The sequence below is a fragment of the Prosthecobacter sp. genome (genome assembly GCF_044236155.1).
Lineage (GTDB): Bacteria > Verrucomicrobiota > Verrucomicrobiia > Verrucomicrobiales > Verrucomicrobiaceae > Prosthecobacter.
Genome location: NZ_JBIIHA010000002.1, coordinates 134,636 through 151,382, shown reverse-complemented (window position 1 = coordinate 151,382; position 16,747 = coordinate 134,636). Strand labels below are relative to the sequence as shown.

19 protein-coding genes are annotated in these 16,747 nt (G+C 59.1%); 9 read left to right on the top strand and 10 right to left on the bottom strand.

Translation table 11 applies throughout. From position 1 onward, the window contains the following. Nucleotides 1-849, top strand: coding sequence for an alpha/beta fold hydrolase (locus ACILSE_RS02485; RefSeq protein ID WP_395715762.1), 849 nt, complete (start codon nt 1-3; stop codon nt 847-849). Here ACILSE_RS02485 and ACILSE_RS02480 read toward each other — a convergent pair. From ACILSE_RS02480 to ACILSE_RS02465, 4 genes are all read right to left on the bottom strand, one after another. Continuing rightward, nucleotides 846-2,531, bottom strand: a complete 1,686-nt coding sequence (locus ACILSE_RS02480; protein WP_395715761.1) for a dihydroxy-acid dehydratase — start codon at nt 2,529-2,531, stop codon at nt 846-848. The two genes, ACILSE_RS02485 and ACILSE_RS02480, sit on opposite strands and share 4 nt — an antisense overlap. A gap of 122 nt (nt 2,532-2,653) precedes the next feature. Continuing rightward, the gene (locus ACILSE_RS02475) at nt 2,654-3,589 is read right to left on the bottom strand and encodes a hypothetical protein (RefSeq protein ID WP_395715760.1); all 936 of its coding nucleotides are present in this window, start codon (nt 3,587-3,589) and stop codon (nt 2,654-2,656) included. Nucleotides 3,590-3,763: 174 nt separating this feature from the next. Next, on the bottom strand, nt 3,764-4,204 hold the full coding sequence (locus ACILSE_RS02470; RefSeq protein WP_395715759.1) for a hypothetical protein: 441 nt from the start codon (nt 4,202-4,204) through the stop codon (nt 3,764-3,766). A 402-nt stretch (nt 4,205-4,606) separates the two neighbouring features. Continuing rightward, nucleotides 4,607-5,512 (bottom strand): hypothetical protein, encoded by a 906-nt coding sequence (locus tag ACILSE_RS02465; RefSeq protein WP_395715758.1) that lies wholly within the window; start codon nt 5,510-5,512, stop codon nt 4,607-4,609. A 259-nt stretch (nt 5,513-5,771) separates the two neighbouring features. Here ACILSE_RS02465 and ACILSE_RS02460 point away from each other — a divergent pair, with 259 nt between their 5' ends. Beyond that, entirely contained in the window at nt 5,772-6,383 is a 612-nt protein-coding gene (locus tag ACILSE_RS02460; protein WP_395715757.1) for a hypothetical protein, read from the top strand. 6 nt (nt 6,384-6,389) lie between these two features. Here the strand turns inward: ACILSE_RS02460 and ACILSE_RS02455 are convergent, their stop codons facing one another. Further along, nucleotides 6,390-7,541 carry an aminotransferase class I/II-fold pyridoxal phosphate-dependent enzyme gene (locus tag ACILSE_RS02455; RefSeq protein ID WP_395715756.1) on the bottom strand — a complete coding sequence of 384 codons (1,152 nt, stop codon included), beginning with the start codon at nt 7,539-7,541 and terminating at the stop codon, nt 6,390-6,392. Nucleotides 7,542-7,549: 8 nt separating this feature from the next. Beyond that, complete coding sequence (locus tag ACILSE_RS02450) at nt 7,550-8,221, bottom strand: tetratricopeptide repeat protein (protein ID WP_395715755.1); 672 nt, start codon at nt 8,219-8,221, stop codon at nt 7,550-7,552. Between the two features lie 91 nt (nt 8,222-8,312). On the opposite strand from ACILSE_RS02450, the gene lexA reads away from it, so the two are divergent. The 5 genes from lexA (at nt 8,313) to ACILSE_RS02425 (ending at nt 10,689) form a co-directional block, all read left to right on the top strand. Then, nucleotides 8,313-8,951, top strand: coding sequence for a transcriptional repressor LexA (lexA, locus tag ACILSE_RS02445; protein WP_395715754.1), 639 nt, complete (start codon nt 8,313-8,315; stop codon nt 8,949-8,951). Nucleotides 8,952-9,047: 96 nt separating this feature from the next. Beyond that, nucleotides 9,048-9,290 (top strand): hypothetical protein, encoded by a 243-nt coding sequence (locus tag ACILSE_RS02440; protein ID WP_395715753.1) that lies wholly within the window; start codon nt 9,048-9,050, stop codon nt 9,288-9,290. A 45-nt stretch (nt 9,291-9,335) separates the two neighbouring features. Further along, nucleotides 9,336-9,641, top strand: a complete 306-nt coding sequence (locus tag ACILSE_RS02435) for a hypothetical protein (RefSeq protein ID WP_395715752.1) — start codon at nt 9,336-9,338, stop codon at nt 9,639-9,641. A gap of 2 nt (nt 9,642-9,643) precedes the next feature. After that, entirely contained in the window at nt 9,644-10,120 is a 477-nt protein-coding gene (locus ACILSE_RS02430) for a hypothetical protein (protein WP_395715751.1), read from the top strand. After that, on the top strand, nt 10,117-10,689 hold the full coding sequence (locus tag ACILSE_RS02425; RefSeq protein WP_395715750.1) for an RNA polymerase sigma factor: 573 nt from the start codon (nt 10,117-10,119) through the stop codon (nt 10,687-10,689). Before ACILSE_RS02430 ends, ACILSE_RS02425 begins: the two co-directional genes overlap by 4 nt. On the opposite strand, the gene ACILSE_RS02420 is transcribed toward ACILSE_RS02425, so the two are convergent. Genes ACILSE_RS02420 through ACILSE_RS02410 form a run of 3 tightly spaced genes read right to left on the bottom strand, consistent with a single transcriptional unit; the run spans nt 10,686 to nt 13,337 of the window. Further along, complete coding sequence (locus ACILSE_RS02420) at nt 10,686-12,161, bottom strand: carboxypeptidase M32 (RefSeq protein WP_395715749.1); 1,476 nt, start codon at nt 12,159-12,161, stop codon at nt 10,686-10,688. The two genes, ACILSE_RS02425 and ACILSE_RS02420, sit on opposite strands and share 4 nt — an antisense overlap. A 40-nt stretch (nt 12,162-12,201) precedes the next feature. After that, a complete protein-coding gene (locus ACILSE_RS02415; protein ID WP_395715748.1) occupies nt 12,202-13,068 on the bottom strand; it encodes an aldehyde dehydrogenase family protein in 867 nt (288 codons plus the stop codon). Then, nucleotides 13,065-13,337: a hypothetical protein gene (locus ACILSE_RS02410; RefSeq protein WP_395715747.1), complete on the bottom strand. Its 273-nt coding sequence runs from the start codon at nt 13,335-13,337 to the stop codon at nt 13,065-13,067. The genes ACILSE_RS02415 and ACILSE_RS02410 overlap by 4 nt, the downstream gene beginning before the upstream one ends. A 288-nt stretch (nt 13,338-13,625) precedes the next feature. On the opposite strand from ACILSE_RS02410, the gene ACILSE_RS02405 reads away from it, so the two are divergent. After that, nucleotides 13,626-13,928, top strand: a complete 303-nt coding sequence (locus ACILSE_RS02405) for a hypothetical protein (protein WP_395715746.1) — start codon at nt 13,626-13,628, stop codon at nt 13,926-13,928. Nucleotides 13,929-14,034: 106 nt separating this feature from the next. Then, entirely contained in the window at nt 14,035-14,487 is a 453-nt protein-coding gene (locus ACILSE_RS02400) for a hypothetical protein (protein ID WP_395715745.1), read from the top strand. Nucleotides 14,488-14,631: 144 nt separating this feature from the next. Here the strand turns inward: ACILSE_RS02400 and ACILSE_RS02395 are convergent, their stop codons facing one another. Beyond that, on the bottom strand, nt 14,632-16,731 hold the full coding sequence (locus ACILSE_RS02395) for an SUMF1/EgtB/PvdO family nonheme iron enzyme (protein ID WP_395715744.1): 2,100 nt from the start codon (nt 16,729-16,731) through the stop codon (nt 14,632-14,634). Nucleotides 16,732-16,747: the final 16 nt, after the last annotated feature.

The window sequence follows — 16,747 nt, the reverse complement described above, 5'->3', positions numbered from 1 at the left end:
ATGACCCGGCTCTTCCTGTGCCTTCTCACCTTCTGTGTCACGGCGACTGCTGCCGAGACCACGCTCGACATCGAATATGCCAGGGCCGGTGATCACTCGCTGAAGCTCGATCTGCATCGGCCGAATGCGGCCGCCAATCCGCCGCTCATCGTCTATGTCCACGGTGGCGCTTGGCGTGCCGGATCGAAGTCAGACGTGCCTATTGCGCCGCTGCTCGATCACGGCTTTGCCATCGCGAGCGTGGACTACCGGCTTTCGACCGAGGCGCGTTTCCCCGCGCAAGCGCACGACATCAAAGCGGCGATCCGCTTTCTCCGCGCAAAGTCGGATTTGTTCCACATCGACACCAAGCGCATCGCCATCATCGGTTCCTCGGCGGGAGGCCATCTTGCGGCGCTGGTGGGCGTCACCAACGGCCACAAGCTGTTCGAAGGCCAAATCGGCGAGCATTTGGAACAGAGCAGCGACATCGCGTGCATCGTGAGTTTGTATGGCGCGTCGAATCTGCAGTCTATTTTGAGCCAGAGCACCGAGTTTGGCCTCAAGATGCGCGTTCCGGCGCTTCAATTGCTACTCGGAGATCTTCCTGATAAGGTGCCCGACCTTGCTGAACTCGCGAGTCCGGTGGCGCATCTCGACGCGAACGATCCTCCGCTGCTGCTGATCCACGGTGACGCCGACCCGCAGATGCCACCACAGCAGTCGCGGGAGTTTGCGAAGGCCTATCAGGCGAAAAAGCGACCCGTGACTCTGATCATGCTGCCGGGCAGCACGCATGGTGGCGGTGAGTTTTATGATGAAGTGCGCACCAAAGTCCTGGTGGAGTTTCTCAGCGCGCATTTGCGCTAACTACCGTAGCGTTTGAGCGTCCATTGCGGCACGCAGCCTTCATGGGCTTGTGAGACTGTCGCGGCGAAGTCGGCGAGGTAGCCGAAGGGATGCGAAAGCTCGACCGGATCGGCTTTTCGGGCCTCAAGATCTGCTTTGACCTCGATGGTGCCTTTGAGCAGGTCGAACTCGATTTCGTCGTCGTCCTGCACTTTGGCAATGGGGCCGCCCAAAACGGCCTCGGGGGTGCAATGCACGCCCACCGCACCGGCTGAGACGCCGGAGACGCGACCATCGGTGATGAGGGCCACCTTGCCATACAGTTCCGGCACGGCGAGCGCTGCGCTGGCGACATGCATCTCCGGCATGCCGAGCGCCACGGGGCCGCTGCCGCGGATGAGAACGATGTGCCCGGGCTTGATGCGGCCCTGCGCGGCGGCTTCGAAGACGCCCTTGCTGCTCTCGAAGCAGATCGCACGACCGGCGAAGCGCGGTTCTTTGAGCGACGACACTTTGAAGACCATGCCGTGCGGCGCGAGGTTGCCAAAGCACACTTGGATGTCGGCATACTCTTTAAATGGCTTGTCATGCGGCGCGATGAGATCGTTCGGAAACGGCACCGCCTTCGCACTGTCGAGATTTTCAGCCAAAGTGCGACCGGTGACAGTCAGGCACGAGCCGTCGCAAAGTCCTGCATCAAAGATGTGCCTCAAAAGCATCGTGGTGCCACCGAGTCGATGCAGATCGACCATTGTGCCGCGTCCGCGTGGCGCGAAGCTGCACAGCACGGGCACTTTGCGGCAGATGGCCTGCACATCGCGCAGCGTGAAGTCCACACCAGCCTCGCGGGCGACGGCGAGCAGGTGAATGACGCCATTCGTGCTGCCACCGATGGCTGCGATGGCCGTCATGGCGTTGGTGAGCGACTGCTTCGTGATGATGTCGCGCGGACGGATGTTCTTTTCGAGAAGGTTCCGCACGGCTTTGCCGACGCGGAGGCATTCCTCGCGCTTGCCAGCCTCGATGGCGGGCATGGACGAGGTATCCGGCAAGCTGAGGCCCATCGCCTCCAGCGTAATGCCCCAGGTATTGAAGGAAGCCGCGATGCCGCAGCCGCCGGGGCCAGGGCAGGCCGTGCGAATGATCTGCTCGCTCTCGTCCCAGCTCATCGTGCCCTGCGCTTCCTTCGCGGCGGCGTCATAGACATCGAGAATGCTCGTCGATTGCCCTTTGTGGCAGCCGGGCATGATGCTGCCGCCATTGACGATGAGCCCCGGGAAGTTCGTGCGGGCCAACGCCATCGCAAAAGCCGGTCCGTTCTTGTCGCAATGATGCAGACCGATCATCGCATCGTAGCTGTGCGCGGTGCAGATCATCTCCGCGCCGTTCGCCATCAGATTGCGCGAGCAAAGCGAGGCCGCGCCGCCGATGTTGCCCTGCGTGATGTTGTCGCTGACCGGAGACACGCCGAAGGGGAAGCCGATCATGCCCGCCTCCGCGCAGCCTTGGGCGAGGAGCTTCGCGAGCTCATGCGCATGCACGTTGCAGATGTTCCCATCCAGCAGCGGCGTGCCGATGCCAACCTGCGCCTTGTTGAAGTCCTCCTCTTTGAAGCCGAGGCCCCAAAAGAAAGCGGTGATGCCGCGCTGCCAGCCGCGCGTGACGTTGTGTGAGTTCCAATTGAGGGAGTTTTGGTCTGCCATGATTCGGTCGAGGCTAGCGAGCACGGCGCATCACGGCAAAAGAAAAGCTCCCGGCCTGCGAACAGACCGGGAGCTTACCAACCTTATCAGATTTGAAAGACAGGTGATCAGACCCGCATCAATTAGAAGTTAACGCTCAACTTCACACCGCCAAAAATTTCATTGTCGTGGGTAGCATTCATATAATTACGAGTGCTGCCGGAGAAATTCCAAGCGACATATGGTGTCAGAGTGGCGATTTTGGTGAGCTTGATTGGAGTGCTCACACTAAGGAGCAGATGGGTGAAACCACTGGACTGAGTTCCCAGACCGGTAGCGGCAGTGCCAAGTGTAGGACCGTCCGTGCCTGTGTAGTAGTCAATACCATAGCCAAGTTGTGCTGCCGGGACGATGCTGAACCAGTCATTCACTGCATAGGTGTAGTCCGCCGCGATCTGGAAGTACTGGCCAGCCACTGTCAAGTCATAGTAGTAGCCGCCATAAAGGTTAAGAGCACCCAAAGGAACGGTGACTGTGAAGCCGAGTTCATGTGCACCTGTGAGACCCAGCTCGGAATCATTGGCCGCATTACTCACGCCACGGAACGAACCAGAGTATGTGTCAGGATACCCATAGTACTGATACTGGATGCCAAGGGTTGCGAAACCAGCATTGTAGCTCAGCGATGTATAGATATCATACTCTGAGTAATCGAAGGCGCTATCTGAGGCAACGCCGCCAGCTTGAAAGGGAGTTTGGTAGGTGGCGATGTAAGCCGCACCCAAGCCCCAGGTGATAGCACCTGCGCCGTCTTCTCCAGAACCGCCAACCAGCGGTACCGCGAGGTTGAGAGCGGTCGTAACAATATTGTCAGCGAACCACAGACCACGGAAGTAGTAGCGACTGTCATACGCTGCACTCAGGCTGGCGTTGAGGGAGTCGAAGAGTGCTGATGGTTCAGGCTCCACGGGAGCGGGGTTTTTGGCCGGGGCGGTGCCAGCAGAGACGTTCAGCGCTGCACAGGCAGCAAGAACAGTCACCGACTTGGCAACGAATGAGGACAAGCGATTGGGCTTCATGTGTTTGGTCGATTTAGTTTTGTTGGTGTTGGGGCGCTGAACTGAGTGAAAAAAATCAGAGCAGCTGGTCTAAAGGTGGGAGCAGGTGTCATGCCATGTTGTTGGGTTTGGTTGCATTTTTTGACCTGGGTACCCCAGTTTCACGGAGCGAGCAAGAATGCCCAGCTTGTGGCCTCAGGAGTGATGACACCGAGGTTTAGGCTGGCAGTGTTGCTGCAGCGTTTCCCACGGTTCGGGGTAGAGTGTGTTGATCTCCGCCACCATCTCTGGATCTGCGAAGCGCTTGTCGCCCAGCAACTGCCGCACATGCGTCCAGTTTTTCTGCTCCACATGCCCGTCGTCGTTCTTGTCGCAGGGGCGCGACCGGGTGATGGTGGCTCTCCTGGGCCGCTCTTGGGAGTAGCGCACCAGGTTCCGGTTCAAAAACTCTCTGCCGTTGTCGCAGTCGAAGCCTTCGATCTGGAAGGGCGGCGAGGCCCCCATCTCGCGCGTGGCTTCCACCACACCGTGCGCGCTTTTGTTCCACACGGCACGCAGGAAGGTCCAGCCACTGAAGATGTCGGTGTAGGTCACGCTCCTGACAAAGTCGCCCTCCAGGCTGCTGCCGCAGTGCACCACGGTGTCGGGTCGCCGCCCCAGCCCGCGCGCGCATGGAGCAGCTTGAAGGCGTGCTTGCGGCTGTAACCGAACTGCTCGCACAGCTCGTCAATCATCCGTGAACGGCCTTGCCGCCCACGGTTCACATACCTCTGCCGCAGACGCGGCAGCATCTCTTCCCTGACTCTTTGGATCATGGACATCGACTTGGGTTGTCGGTGTCACCCTTTTGAGTCAACGTCCTTTTCCGCCTCTCCCCCACACCATCCCCCCGGTGCCATAACTTTTGAGGAAACAGGCCGGTTATCAAGGACCTTAATTTTCAGGTTAAAATCGACATGCACAGTCGATTCAAAAAAACAGCCCCACGGGGTAAACCGTGGGGCTGAGAGTATTCTTGCTTGGAGGCAAGTTTTGAATTTAGAAGCGAACCGTGAGGCTCACGCCGCCATAGACAACGGAACCCGCGTAGTTGTCAGGGGTGCCATTGCTAGGCAGTCCTTGAATGCCACTGAGAGGAGCGTTGATAGCAACGTAAGGCGTGAGGGTAGCACGGCTGTTGAGGCGAACTGGGAATTTCAGACCTGCGGTGACAGCAGTGAAGCTGGTGCGGGTGCTGGGAACCCAGTTAGCAGTCACGCCGTTGGCGCGATTGCTACGGTCAGAGAACTGCCAGTTCATGTTGTGGCCATAGCCAATGGTGGCGAAGGGCACAACGCTAATAGCATCAGTGACAGCGATCGTGGTGCTTGCACCAAGGTCGAAGTACCAAGAATCATTCACCCAATCCCAGTTTGCGCTGGTGGTGAGATCGATCGGACCCAAAGCGGTGGCAAGGCCGAGGTTGACTTCCTGACCGTCATTCATCGCGCCAGTGGTGTTGAGCACACCCATGTTGCGGAAATAGCGATATCCAAGGCTGCCAGAAAACGCGCCAAAATCATGAACGAAAGCGGCACCAAGCTCGAGACGCTGGAAGGAAGCGTCAACATTGGGGTTCGCGCCAGGCATGAAATGATCTTGATCACCTGCGAGGAAGCCATACTTCACATCCCAGTTGAGGGAGGTGCTTCCAGCACCATCTTCGGAAGCGCCACCTGCAAGGAGGATGGAGCCGTCAAGACCAGCGCTGAGCCAGTGCTGACCGAAGTTGAGGCCACGCCACACGTAGTTGGTGTCATAGCCAAGGGAGGCGTTGATGCCCAGATCATCATTCGCAGGAGCGGGAGCGATCGGGTTTTTGGGGGCGGGAGCGGTTCCGGCCACAACGGGAGTGGCGGCCAGTGCCAAGAACCCCAGCGTTTTCAGCAATGCATTCAATTTCATAGTCTGATTAGGTTGGTATTAGGTTGGTTGGTTTGAGGTCGGACACTCGCATGAAATGAACCGGGCGTAACGCCCGGTTCAAAGTACGTGAGCCGTTCAGAATTGGAAAATAGCAGGTGCTGTAACCGCTGGAAAGAACTTTTTTGCTGTTTCGGGGATTTTTTTCAGCAGGCGGCACGAGTATAGCTTTGCAAAATAGTTTTTTTCTTTTCTCAGGCTCTGGCTCAAAGATCAATTTAAAGCATACCTGCCTGCACACATGACCTCGTTATCGATAGCTGCCTTGCTTGTGCTTTGCGTGTTGCCACTAAGGGAAGAAGGACCAACTCCTTTGCTGAGTCTGCGGGTTAGGGTGCATTTGCTGCGTTCCGCCTCCCATCCAAGGCTCCAAACAACGCTGGAAGAAAAACACATACATGCCCTTTTTGAAAAAGTGAACGACATCTGGTCCCAGGCGGGCATTCGCTTCGAGATTGAGGGCATCCAGCCGCTCCAAGCGCTGGACATGCCGCCCAAAAAGTGGTTCGAGCGTGACCGCAACTGGGTGAAAGCCGCCATTCCTACCCAGCAATTCAGCCCAACGGCAATCGATGTGTGTTTTGTGAGGGAAATGGGGCCAAATGGATTCTTTTACGGCGAGCCTGTCGTCGTGTGCGAAAAACCGGAATTCACCAAGGTGCGAGGGGGGGCTGACGACCCCGTGGCCCGGGTGACCGCGCATGAGCTGGGACATGTCCTCCATCTGCAACACCGGCAAGACCACACGAACCTCATGGCTTCCGGGCGAAACGGCACGACGCTGAACAATCAGGAGATCAAGGACGCCAGAGAGCGCGCCAGGCAGATTCTCGGGGAATGGCCGGTCCCATGAGCCAGTTCATAGCGTCCCCAGGACTTCTGCCAGAGCTTCAATTTGCCGGACTGTGTGCGCGGCGCTGACGGTGATTCGCAGACGCGCGGCTCCCTTTGCCACGGTGGGGTAACGGATGGACGGAATCAGGAACCCGGCGCCGCCCATGCGTTCGCTCGCGCGCACGGCCGCGGCTTCATCACCTATCATCCAGGGCAGGATGGCTCCCTTCACGTCTGGCGACCCGGTCCCGGGTTGGGGCAGTATTGCGGCCAGTTTTTGGATGTTGGCCAGGGCAGCATGCCTTCGTTTGTCACCCTCAACGCCCCGGATGATCTCCAGCGCGGCACTCAAGGCGTGTGCGAGATGCGCAGGTGGGGCCGTGGTGTAGATGAAGCTCCGTGCGCGATTGACCAACAAGTCGATCACGTTTCGCGACGCGGCCAGATACCCCCCACTGAGGCCAAAAGCCTTGCTCAGCGTGCCCAGATGAAGATCGACCCGCTGATCCACCCCAAGTTGCGCCGCGAGCCCCCTGCCCAGCGGGCCCAGCAGGCCCACGGCATGGGCTTCGTCCACCAGCAGCATGGCGCCATGCCTCTCTTTCAGCTCCACGATTTCTCGAAGCGGGGATGCATCGCCGTCCATGCTGAAAATCGACTCGGTGACGACCAACACGCGCCCCTGGGCCGTTCCCAGAAGGCGTTCGAGTTTGCCGAGGTGGTTGTGCGGGAACACCCGGATGGTCGCGCCGCTCAGCCGTGCCGCATCGACAAGGCTGGCGTGGCAAAGTTTGTCGAGGATGATCGTGTCGCCGGCTCCGACAAGCGCCGGAATCGTTCCAAGAGCCACCGCAAACCCGCTGCTGAAGGTCAGCGCAGCCTCCGTGCCTTTGAAATCCGCCAGCGCCTCCTCCAGGGCGGCATGCGCCCGGTGCGTGCCGCATACGAGGCGCGACGCGCCCGAGCCGGCGCCGTATTTCGCCACGCCTTCCTCAAGCGCGGCACGCAGTTCCTGCGAACCGGCCAGGCCGAGATAGTCGTTCGAGGAAAAATTTACCCATTCGCGCCCGCCGGATCGCACGATCACGCCATCCACCTCGTCGAGCGGACGCAATTCGCGCCACAGGCCTTGCGCGCGCAATTCTTCGAGCTGGTCCGCGATGTTCCAGGCATTCATGAGAGGGCTCACTCCTTCAACCGGCGCTCCACCACGTCATCCTTCGCCACGCCGAGCGCGAGCGCCTTCTCGTAATGCCGCCGCGCCAGCTCGGTCGCCGGCGGACGGCGCTCGAGCAGCATGAGCGCCAAGTTGAAATGAGCGATGCCGTAGTCCGGCTTCAAATCGATCGCTTTTTGCAGCTCCGCCTCCGCCGCATCGGCCCAGCCAAATCCCTTGAATGTGATGGCCAGATAGTTGTGCGCCCGGGCGTCATCGGGCTCCTCGTGAATCGCCCGCGTGAAGCAAGAAATCGCCTTGTAGGTGTCTCCCTGCGCTTGCAGCAAAAGCCCCAGCGCCGTCCACGACTGGCCGAGTCCGGGGTTAAACTGCACCGACTTTTCAAAACACTCGATGGCTCGCTTCACATTACCCGCCTGCTGCTCCACCGCGCCGAGGTTCGCCCAGACCAGCGCGTTGCCGTCGTCCAGGTCCAGCATCTCCTGGTAGGCTTTGCGCGCAGCAGCCCAGTCCTTCTTCGCGAAAGCCGCCACGGCACGTTCCCCCAGCACCTTGGTGTGAGGCGGCAGCATGCCGGTCTTGTTCATGTTCGCCGGGTTGAGCGGAGCAGTATCCTGCGCATGGCAAACCGCGGCCAGCAGCAGGTGCAGGACGATTTTAAGCAGATTGGGAAGCCTCATTACCTCGACCATGCCCAGAAACCGCCCTTGGAAAACCTCTTGCGCATGTCTTCCAAACAGGAATGTTCGCACGAACAGCCTCGACAACACCATGTTTCCCGACACTGACACCCGCCTCACCGCCCGGCAGCAGGAGTTGCTCGACTACCTGCGCAGCTACCAGCGCGCCAACGGCGTCATGCCATCCACGCGCGACATCCAGCGCCACTTCGGCTTCTCCAGCCAGACCGCCGCCATGAGCCACTTGCGTGCGCTCGAAAAGAAAGGCGTCATCCAGCGCCATGCGCACAAGGCCCGCGCCGTTGTCTTCCCCGAAGACCTTGACCGCGCCGAAATCGTCAACATTCCCCTCTTCGGTCAAATCCCCGCCGGCATGGCCGCGGCGGACATGGTGCAGCACGCGGAGAAGTGCATCTCCGTCGATGTGGAAACCCTCGGCATCCCGCGCTCGGCGAAAAGCTTCGCGCTGAAAGTGCGCGGCGAGTCCATGATCGGCGCGCTCATCGGCAACGGCGACATCGTCATCCTCGAAATCCGCGAACCACGCCCCCGCGACATCGTGGCCGCCTTGATCGACGGCGAGACGACGCTAAAGCGCTATCTCGTGAAAGACATGCAGCCCTTCCTCAAGGCCGAAAATCCAGACTTTCCCGACCTGATCCCCGCGCGCGAACTGGCCATCCAAGGCGTCATGATCGGTCTCATCCGCCATGTGCGGCGGGAATCTTGAGGACTGAATTTTTTTTGAGGGGTGCGCACGGGTCCGGGGTAGCACGAGATGAGCATGTCCATTTGGGCGGCTCATCCAACTAACCCAAACCCAACCATGAAGCACATCGTTCGCACCCTCCTTGTCCTCACCTCCATTGCCTCCGTTTCCTGCGCCGGTCGCCCTGCCGTGCCGAGCCTGACGCAGACTTACAATGGCAAGCCAGTGCTCACCCGTGCCAGCCATCCGCAGGGCGGCTCGATGAGCCCGGTCGATGGCGTTTACCTCGGCCGTCGTTACTTTCACCCGCAAGGCGTGAAAACCGGCCTCGCATGGATTGACGTCTATGGCCAGCGCTGATTCGTTTCCCTGCCCTCCCCACCACAACCACCTGCCGCACCTCTCATGACGACTGACGATCCAGATCCGCTCGACGATCTGCTCTCGCAATGGCAGGTCCAGGTGGAGACCCCGCCAGATTTCCGCCGGGAAGTCTGGCGGAAGGTGGCGGCGGAAACCCGTGAGCCGAGCTGGATCGAGCGCGTCGCCTGGTGGCTCCTGCGGCCCAAACGCGAGGCGCTCATTCTTGCCGCCGTCATCATTCTCGCCATCGCATGGGGCCTCACTCATCCTCCAGAAGAGATCAGTCCGCACGACGCGTATGTGATGTCGATCAGCCCCTTTGATCCGAACCACCTCAGGGGACGCTGACCATGACACCTGCTGGCAGACTTACCGGCTTTGCCCTGCTGACCGCCGCCATTGCGGCCATCACACTCTGGGGCACACGCGAGAGCCTCCGCTCACGCGAATCACCCCAAGATGTCGGCCTGCGCTGGTTGAAGGACGAGTACCACCTCGATGACACGACATTTCAGCGTGTCAGCACCCTGCACCGCGAGTACTTCCAGCAGTGCGACAAGATGTGCCGTCAGATCGTCGCCGCGGACCGCCCGCTGCTTTGGCGCGCGCGCCATCAGATGCGTAAAGCAGACGAGATCGACGCCCAACTCGTCAAGGGGCAAGCCATCTGCGCCGACTGCGAAAAAGCGGCCACCGAACATTTGCGTCAGGTGGCCGCCCTCATGCCGCCGGATCAGGGAAAACGCTTCCTCGAAGACATCCTGCCCAGCCTGCAGCAGCAGCGCCGGGAGCACGACCGCCGCGTCTCCTCCAGCATCCGCCGATGACACGCGAACGGGACGAATTCGACATCGAACACATGCGCTGCCTCGCCGAGGGCGATGATCTCGCCCTCAACCGGCTCATGGACGCCTGGAGCCAGGCGCTCATCGTCTACCTCACCCGTCTCACCGGCAGCGAGACCACCGCGCAAGACCTTGCCCAGGAAACCTTCGTCCGCGTCTATCGCCACCGCCTCGCATTTCGTCCCTCGCAGAAATTTTCCACCTGGCTCTTCGCCATCGCCACCAATCTCGCCCGCAATCATGCCCGCTGGCGCGCCCGGCACCCGGAGACACTGCTGGAACACAAAAACCTCCGAGAATTGCCCGTCGCGGCCCAGACTTCTGCGCCCGACGAGCAAACCATGGCCAACGAGCGTGTTGCTGCCATCCAAAAAGCCCTCTCGGAAGTTCCTCATGATATGCGCGAGGTGCTCATCCTCTCCACCTGGCACGGCATGAGCCATGCCGAGATCGCCCGCGTGCAGGACACCAGCGAAAAAGCCGTCGAAGTGCGCCTCTACCGCGCCCGCAAACTGCTGCGTGATCTGCTTTCAGATCACCTCAGGTCCTAGCCGACATACCGCCCGCGCAGGTGCGCGATGTGCCACTTCGCATCAGTCGGCTTGCCGGTGGCAGCCTGCATGATCTCCGTCGGCGTCAGCGCCGCGCCATGCGCATGCACGTTGTCGCGCAGCCACTTCAGCAGCGGCGCGTAGTCGCATTTCTCCAGCGCGTTGGCGATTTTCTTCTGCTTCGATGCCGTGGCGAAAAGCTGAGCCGCATTGAGATTCCCCAGCGTGTAAGTCGCGAAGTAGCCCAGCCCGCCCATGCTCCAATGAATGTCCTGCAGGCAGCCACGGCGGTCATCGGGCGGCGTCATGCCGAAAAGCTCGCGATACTCCTCATTCCAGACCTTCGGCACGTCTTTGACGGCCAGTTCGCCCTTCACCAGACGACGCTCAATGCCAAAGCGCAGCAGGATGTGCAGGTCATATGTCGCTTCGTCCGCCTCGACGCGGATGAAGCTGAACTCGCTGCGCAGCATCTCCTTCATGAAGGCATCCAGCTTCACCTTCTTCAGATGCGGGAACAGTTCCTTAGCGCGCGGCAACCACTTCGCCCAGAACGTGCGGCTACGGCCCACGTGATTCTCCCACAGCCGGCTCTGTGACTCATGAATGCCCAGCGACGCCGCTGAGCCACTCGGCAGGCCGTAATCGAGACCCGGCAGCCCCTGCTCATACAGACCATGCCCCGCCTCGTGCATCACACCGAACAGCGACGACAGGAAATCCGTCTCGTCATAGCGCGTCGTCAGCCGCACATCGCCAGGGCCGAGCGTCGTGCAAAACGGATGCGCCGTCGTGTCGATGCGGCCCGCGCCGAAATCAAAACCCAGGCTCTCCGCGATCTCGCGGTTCAAAATCTGCTGCTTTTCGATCGGATAGCGCCCCTTGAGCACACCCGGCTTCACCTTGGCCGACTTCGCCACCGCCGCGCGGGCGATCTCGGCCAGTTGCGGCCGCAGCTTATGAAACAGCGCCGCCACCTCGCGCGTCTTCGCACCACGCTCATAAAGATCGAGCAGAGCGTCATACGGCTCGTCCTCGTAACCATAAAGATCCGCCTTCTTCCGCGCGATGCTGAGGATCTTCTCCAAATGCGGCGCAAACAGCGCAAAATCCGACTTCGCCCGCGCCTCCACCCACGCCGCCTTCGCGATCGCACACACCTCGCTCTCCTCCTGTACGAGTTTCGAGGGCAGTTTCGTCGCCCGGTCGATGTCTCGGCGCAATCCGCGCACGTTCGCCGCCTGCGCCGGGTCCGACGGCATCTCCGTCTCAGCGCGCTCCAGCAACTTCCGCGTCTTCTTCGAGGTCAACAAACCATGCGCCTTGCCCGTCAGATACGACAACTGACGCGCCCGATGCTCCAACGCCTTCTCCGGCATGTACGTCTCCTGATCCCAGCCCAAGACGGACTCCGTGGACGTGATGAGCGCGATTTCAGAAACAACTTCGCAAAGAGATTGGTAGGCGGACATAGAGGCCGCCACAGTGACGCGCTCGCGCACGAGAGCAACCTCAAGCCCCCACCGGATGCCACGTCGTCTTGAACTCGATCAGCGCCCGGAGCTCCTCCGCGCCCTGCATCTTGTCCGCGAACCAATCGATGGGCTCCTCGGCCTTCAACAAGCGCACACGCTTCACGCTTTCGGCCGCGCCGAGGCGGATGGTTTTGCGCTCATCCTCGTTCAACACGCCGCTGATGGCGCGGAGATGCTCGTGCGTGGCAAAGGTGGGGATCAGCTCCGCTCGCGGACCGGTGAGCAGGTTCACCACACCACCGGGCAGGTCGCTCGTGGCGAGCATTTCGCCCAACAGGATGCTCGGATACGGCTGCGTGGTGCTCGCGAGTGCCACGACGCAGTTCCCGCTCGTGATCGCCGGCAAAATCAGCGACAGCAGGCCCAAAACGGGCGCTTCATCCGGCGCGAGGATGCCGATGATGCCCATCGGCTCGGTGACGGTGAAATTGAAGTGCGCCGAGGCCACCGGATTCACGCTGCCGAGCACCTGCTCGTATTTGTCCGTCCAGCCCGCGTAATGCACCACGCGCTCAATCGCCGCCGCCACCTCGCGTGAAGCCTCCGACTTCGAAACACCGCTCAAAGTGATGCTTTCCACCAATTCGACGCCCCGCGCCTCCATCATCTCCGCCAGCCGATACAAGATTTGCCCGCGATTGAAGGCCGACCTCTTCGCCCATCCCGGCCCCGCCTTCGCCGCCGCCTCGACGGCATTGCGCAGGTCCTTCCGCGTGCACTGCGGGATGTTCGCAAAAAACGCCCCCATGGCATCCTGCAGCTCCGCGATGCGTCCGCTCTCACTGCGAATGAAAGCGCCACCGACGTAGCATTTGGGGGTTTTGGTGATGTGGAGGCGGGTCATGAAGGGAAAGCGTTGGAGGTGGCGGAGCGGGCAAATGACGAAACCAGAATGGCGAATGATGAATCAATGACGAAGATGGTATGACAAATCAATCCAAACTCAGCGCCATCATGAATGCTGAGTTCATGAGATGAAACGAACCAACTTTTTGAACCGCTGATATGACGCTCATTTAACGCTGATATTTGGTTTGGGATTAGCGTCACGTCAGCGTCAAATGAGCGGTTAAAAAATCCCAAAACCTCACGACGCGAAGCGTTAATACGCATGTCGCCATCTTCTAGACAAAGACAAAGGGGCTACGCACCGCCTTGCGCCCTGTTGGGAGCCTTCTCAGGGCTGCAAAAGCCCTACCCTGCGCAGCCGCCCCGTGAATGCGGCGTTGTCTATGCCCGACGCCTAGACGTGTTCTAGGAAGGCCCTGGAGAAAACACCAACGCCCGCCCCCAAGCCGCCTGAGATCTGAGAAGCCATCGTTTAATATGATCCCGGCCCTTGCACCTCAACCCGGTTATCCACAAAAAAACGGTTGGCGAATCTGATACACCTACAATTTATTGTGGCTGAAGAACGTCTGCCAACTTCCCGCCAAAAGCCGCGAAACTTTTTCGCAGGGCGAAAAACAAAAACTCATGAATCAATACCAACTAACAGACCCAATCACCAAAGGAACTTGGATCATTAACTCGACCACGCCACTGAGCGAATTTGGTGTTCAATATGCAGCCTTGGATGCCTCGCTGAGAGAAGATGTTCGCCCAGCCCCGAATGGCACTGTAACGGTCAATTTCTCCATCAAGACTGGCGATCAGAAGTCAGAATCTCAAAAACTTCTTGAGGCACTACTGACTCGTCAGTGAAAACTTTCTATGCCTATCGGCGGCTGTCGGTTAGCTCGCTGCGCTTGGGCCCACTGGACGTAGCATAGTATTGTTAGTTAGTTTCTTACCTATCAACACAACCCTTATGACACCAACAATTGAAGAAATAAGGAAGGCGTTTCCGGGCCGCGTTCCTGAAGACGTGACGGCTATCACATATGCTGAGCAAAAGCCGCAAGCAGATGGTTTGTATAAAGAACATTCGTTCATCGAGTGGATTGGATATTGGAAGGGTTATGCCGTCGGAATTAAGAAGTTTTTGTTCGGTAGCGCTGGCTGGGTTCAGATCATTCTGAGTTCGGTTGCGCTTTTCACCCTTTTCATGAGCGAGCCTGTTCAAAAGCCGCTCGGTGAGTTTTCTCAGTACGCTCAGAGCCAGATTGCTTATGTAGCAGATTTGCCGTCCCGCTATGTGACGTTCGGAGAACTGCCACCACGCTCACCAGAGGAAAGAAATTTACCAGAGAACACTCCGATTCCATTTTCGCCCACAGTTCTAACAGTGGCAGTATCAGGTAGCTGGTCGGGTCTTGGATGAATATCGTACAGACTGGGGTGGAGGTGTAGGTAACGCATGTTTCGGTGCGATGTTCGTGCAGTGGCACCGTTCCCCCACGAAGGAAGCCTCAAATTGGCCGAGACATTGTGACTTTCGGGAACTGCCTCACACGCTGCTCGTGGGTTACGGCCCAGCTGGAATAATGGCAAGGCGTAAGCCAATGATGTCATTGCAGTAATTTGGCCCAGAGAAGTATCGGATGGCGGCGCGGCAGTGGATGGCGCTGTTAAACCATGACCCACCCCGATACGCCCGGAAGGAGCCAAGGCTCCCTACGGGGTTCGTGCCGCCTTCGTGCTTCGCAGCGTTATCACATGTATCAAGACACCACTCCCAAACGTTACCGTGCATGTCGTACAGGCCCCACGCATTGGCCTTCTTGCCGCCCACTTCATGCGATTTACGCCCGCTGTTGCCATCATGCCATCCGATCTCATTCAAGTCGCTGCCGTAATATGGCCCCGTGTTGCCTGCCCGGCACGCATACTCCCATTGCGCCTCAGTAGGCAAAGTGAAGCGCCATCCATCTGGAAGAATGTTGCTGGCATTGAGCTTGGCGATGAACGCCGTCGCTTCGTTCCAGCTTACGTTCTCTACTGGTAGTTGGTCATTCCCATGGAAATTGGTCGGACTACTGCCCATCACTGCCTGCCACTGCCCCTGCGTTATCTCGGTCTGCGCCAGCCAGAAGGAATTGGTCAAGGTGACCTCCACTTGTTTCTCATGACTTGATCTCCCAGATTCACTCTCCGGGCTACCCATAGTGAAAGTGCCGGCTGGTATGTAGCTGAACTTCGCCACCGCCTCGGAGGCAATTGGCACGGCCCAGGTACTGACAACAGAACCTTTCGAGATTTGTTGAGGCAATCGCTCTTTTAATTCCGCAACTGTCATTTGTGCCATCTCTTTCGCCTCTGCGGCCAATTGCTCTTGTTTTTTCTGATTGTATAAATGGCTTAGGCCCATAGAGCCCGCCAGCACCAACCCGGCTGCCATAACAACCAACGCATTGCGTTTTTCTCGCCCCCCGCGTGCCATGTGCAGCATGGCTGCCTGCCGAAGCTGGCTCGAAGCCGTTGATTTTGGATAGCCTTTGAGAAGCTCTTCCGCGTGCCTGATGGCATCAGCACGCCTAGCTGTTTGCAGCTTCGCCAGAGAAGCTTGAACGGCGGCGATCTCCTCAAGTGACACATAGCTCAAGTCCTCAAACCGCGCTTCCCCGAGGACCGCGACATCGCGCTCTGCATCTGCCAGATCGCCCTGTTGCAGTGACTTCGCCACAGATGCGAGCATCGTCTGATGCAACGCATGTTTCGCGAACCAATCCTGGAGCCTAGCCAGGGCTGCTTCACAATCCGTGATCAATCTCGGGGTGCCGCTCCCATCTGCTACCTTGCCCAAGCAGGCCGCCAATGCGTCCAGTCGGTTGGCATCTCTTTCCTTGTGCATGTCGTCATACTGCGCCTGTTCCGCCAATTCAGGAAAGAGACCAGTCGCGTCCATGGCATCGTCGGGCAACGCCTTGACAAACTCGCGCACTCTCACGGAAAGGTCATCACGCAGTGATGCCAGTTGGGAGTGGATCTCCTGAAGTTCGCCCAGCCCGGCTACTTTCGTGGAGCCATCTGGCGGTACCGCCGCCAGATGGTCCTTCACCACTTTTTCCAATTCCTGCACGGCAGCCATCCATGCCTCCAGCTCTATCCATTTGGCGCGGGTGATCTCCAAAGGATCGCGGCCCTCAAAGTGCCGGGCTGCCAAATCCTGCGCCTGGCTCTCCAGGCGGGACAACTCCTTCAAATCGCTCAATTCACTCAGCACGCTGCTGCGTGAGCGCACCACGGCGATCTTCGTGAGCAGCACTGCCATCCGGTAGTCCTGCCGAATCCCCGCTGGAGATGCGACCAGCACGCCGCGACTGCCCAGCGAGTCAAACTCCGGCCCCATCCCAGCCATCATCACACGCAACAGACGGACCGCTTCTTTTTCCTCTTTCTCGGCCTGCTGTTTCAGCAGTTCGAGTTCCAGGCGCTGTTTCTCCACGGCAAGGCGTTCCTGCTCCGTCTTTGCCATTTCCGCCTGTTGCTTGCGTGCCGCCTCCAGAGCCTGCAACTGTCTCTGACGTTGGGAGTGGGCAGACAGAACACCGGCCAGAGCCAAGTGTCCCGCGTTGTCGCGAATGCCGTCCTCAACCGCATCATGGAAGTTCAAGTTGTCGCTCATAAGCAGTTTTTTTGAA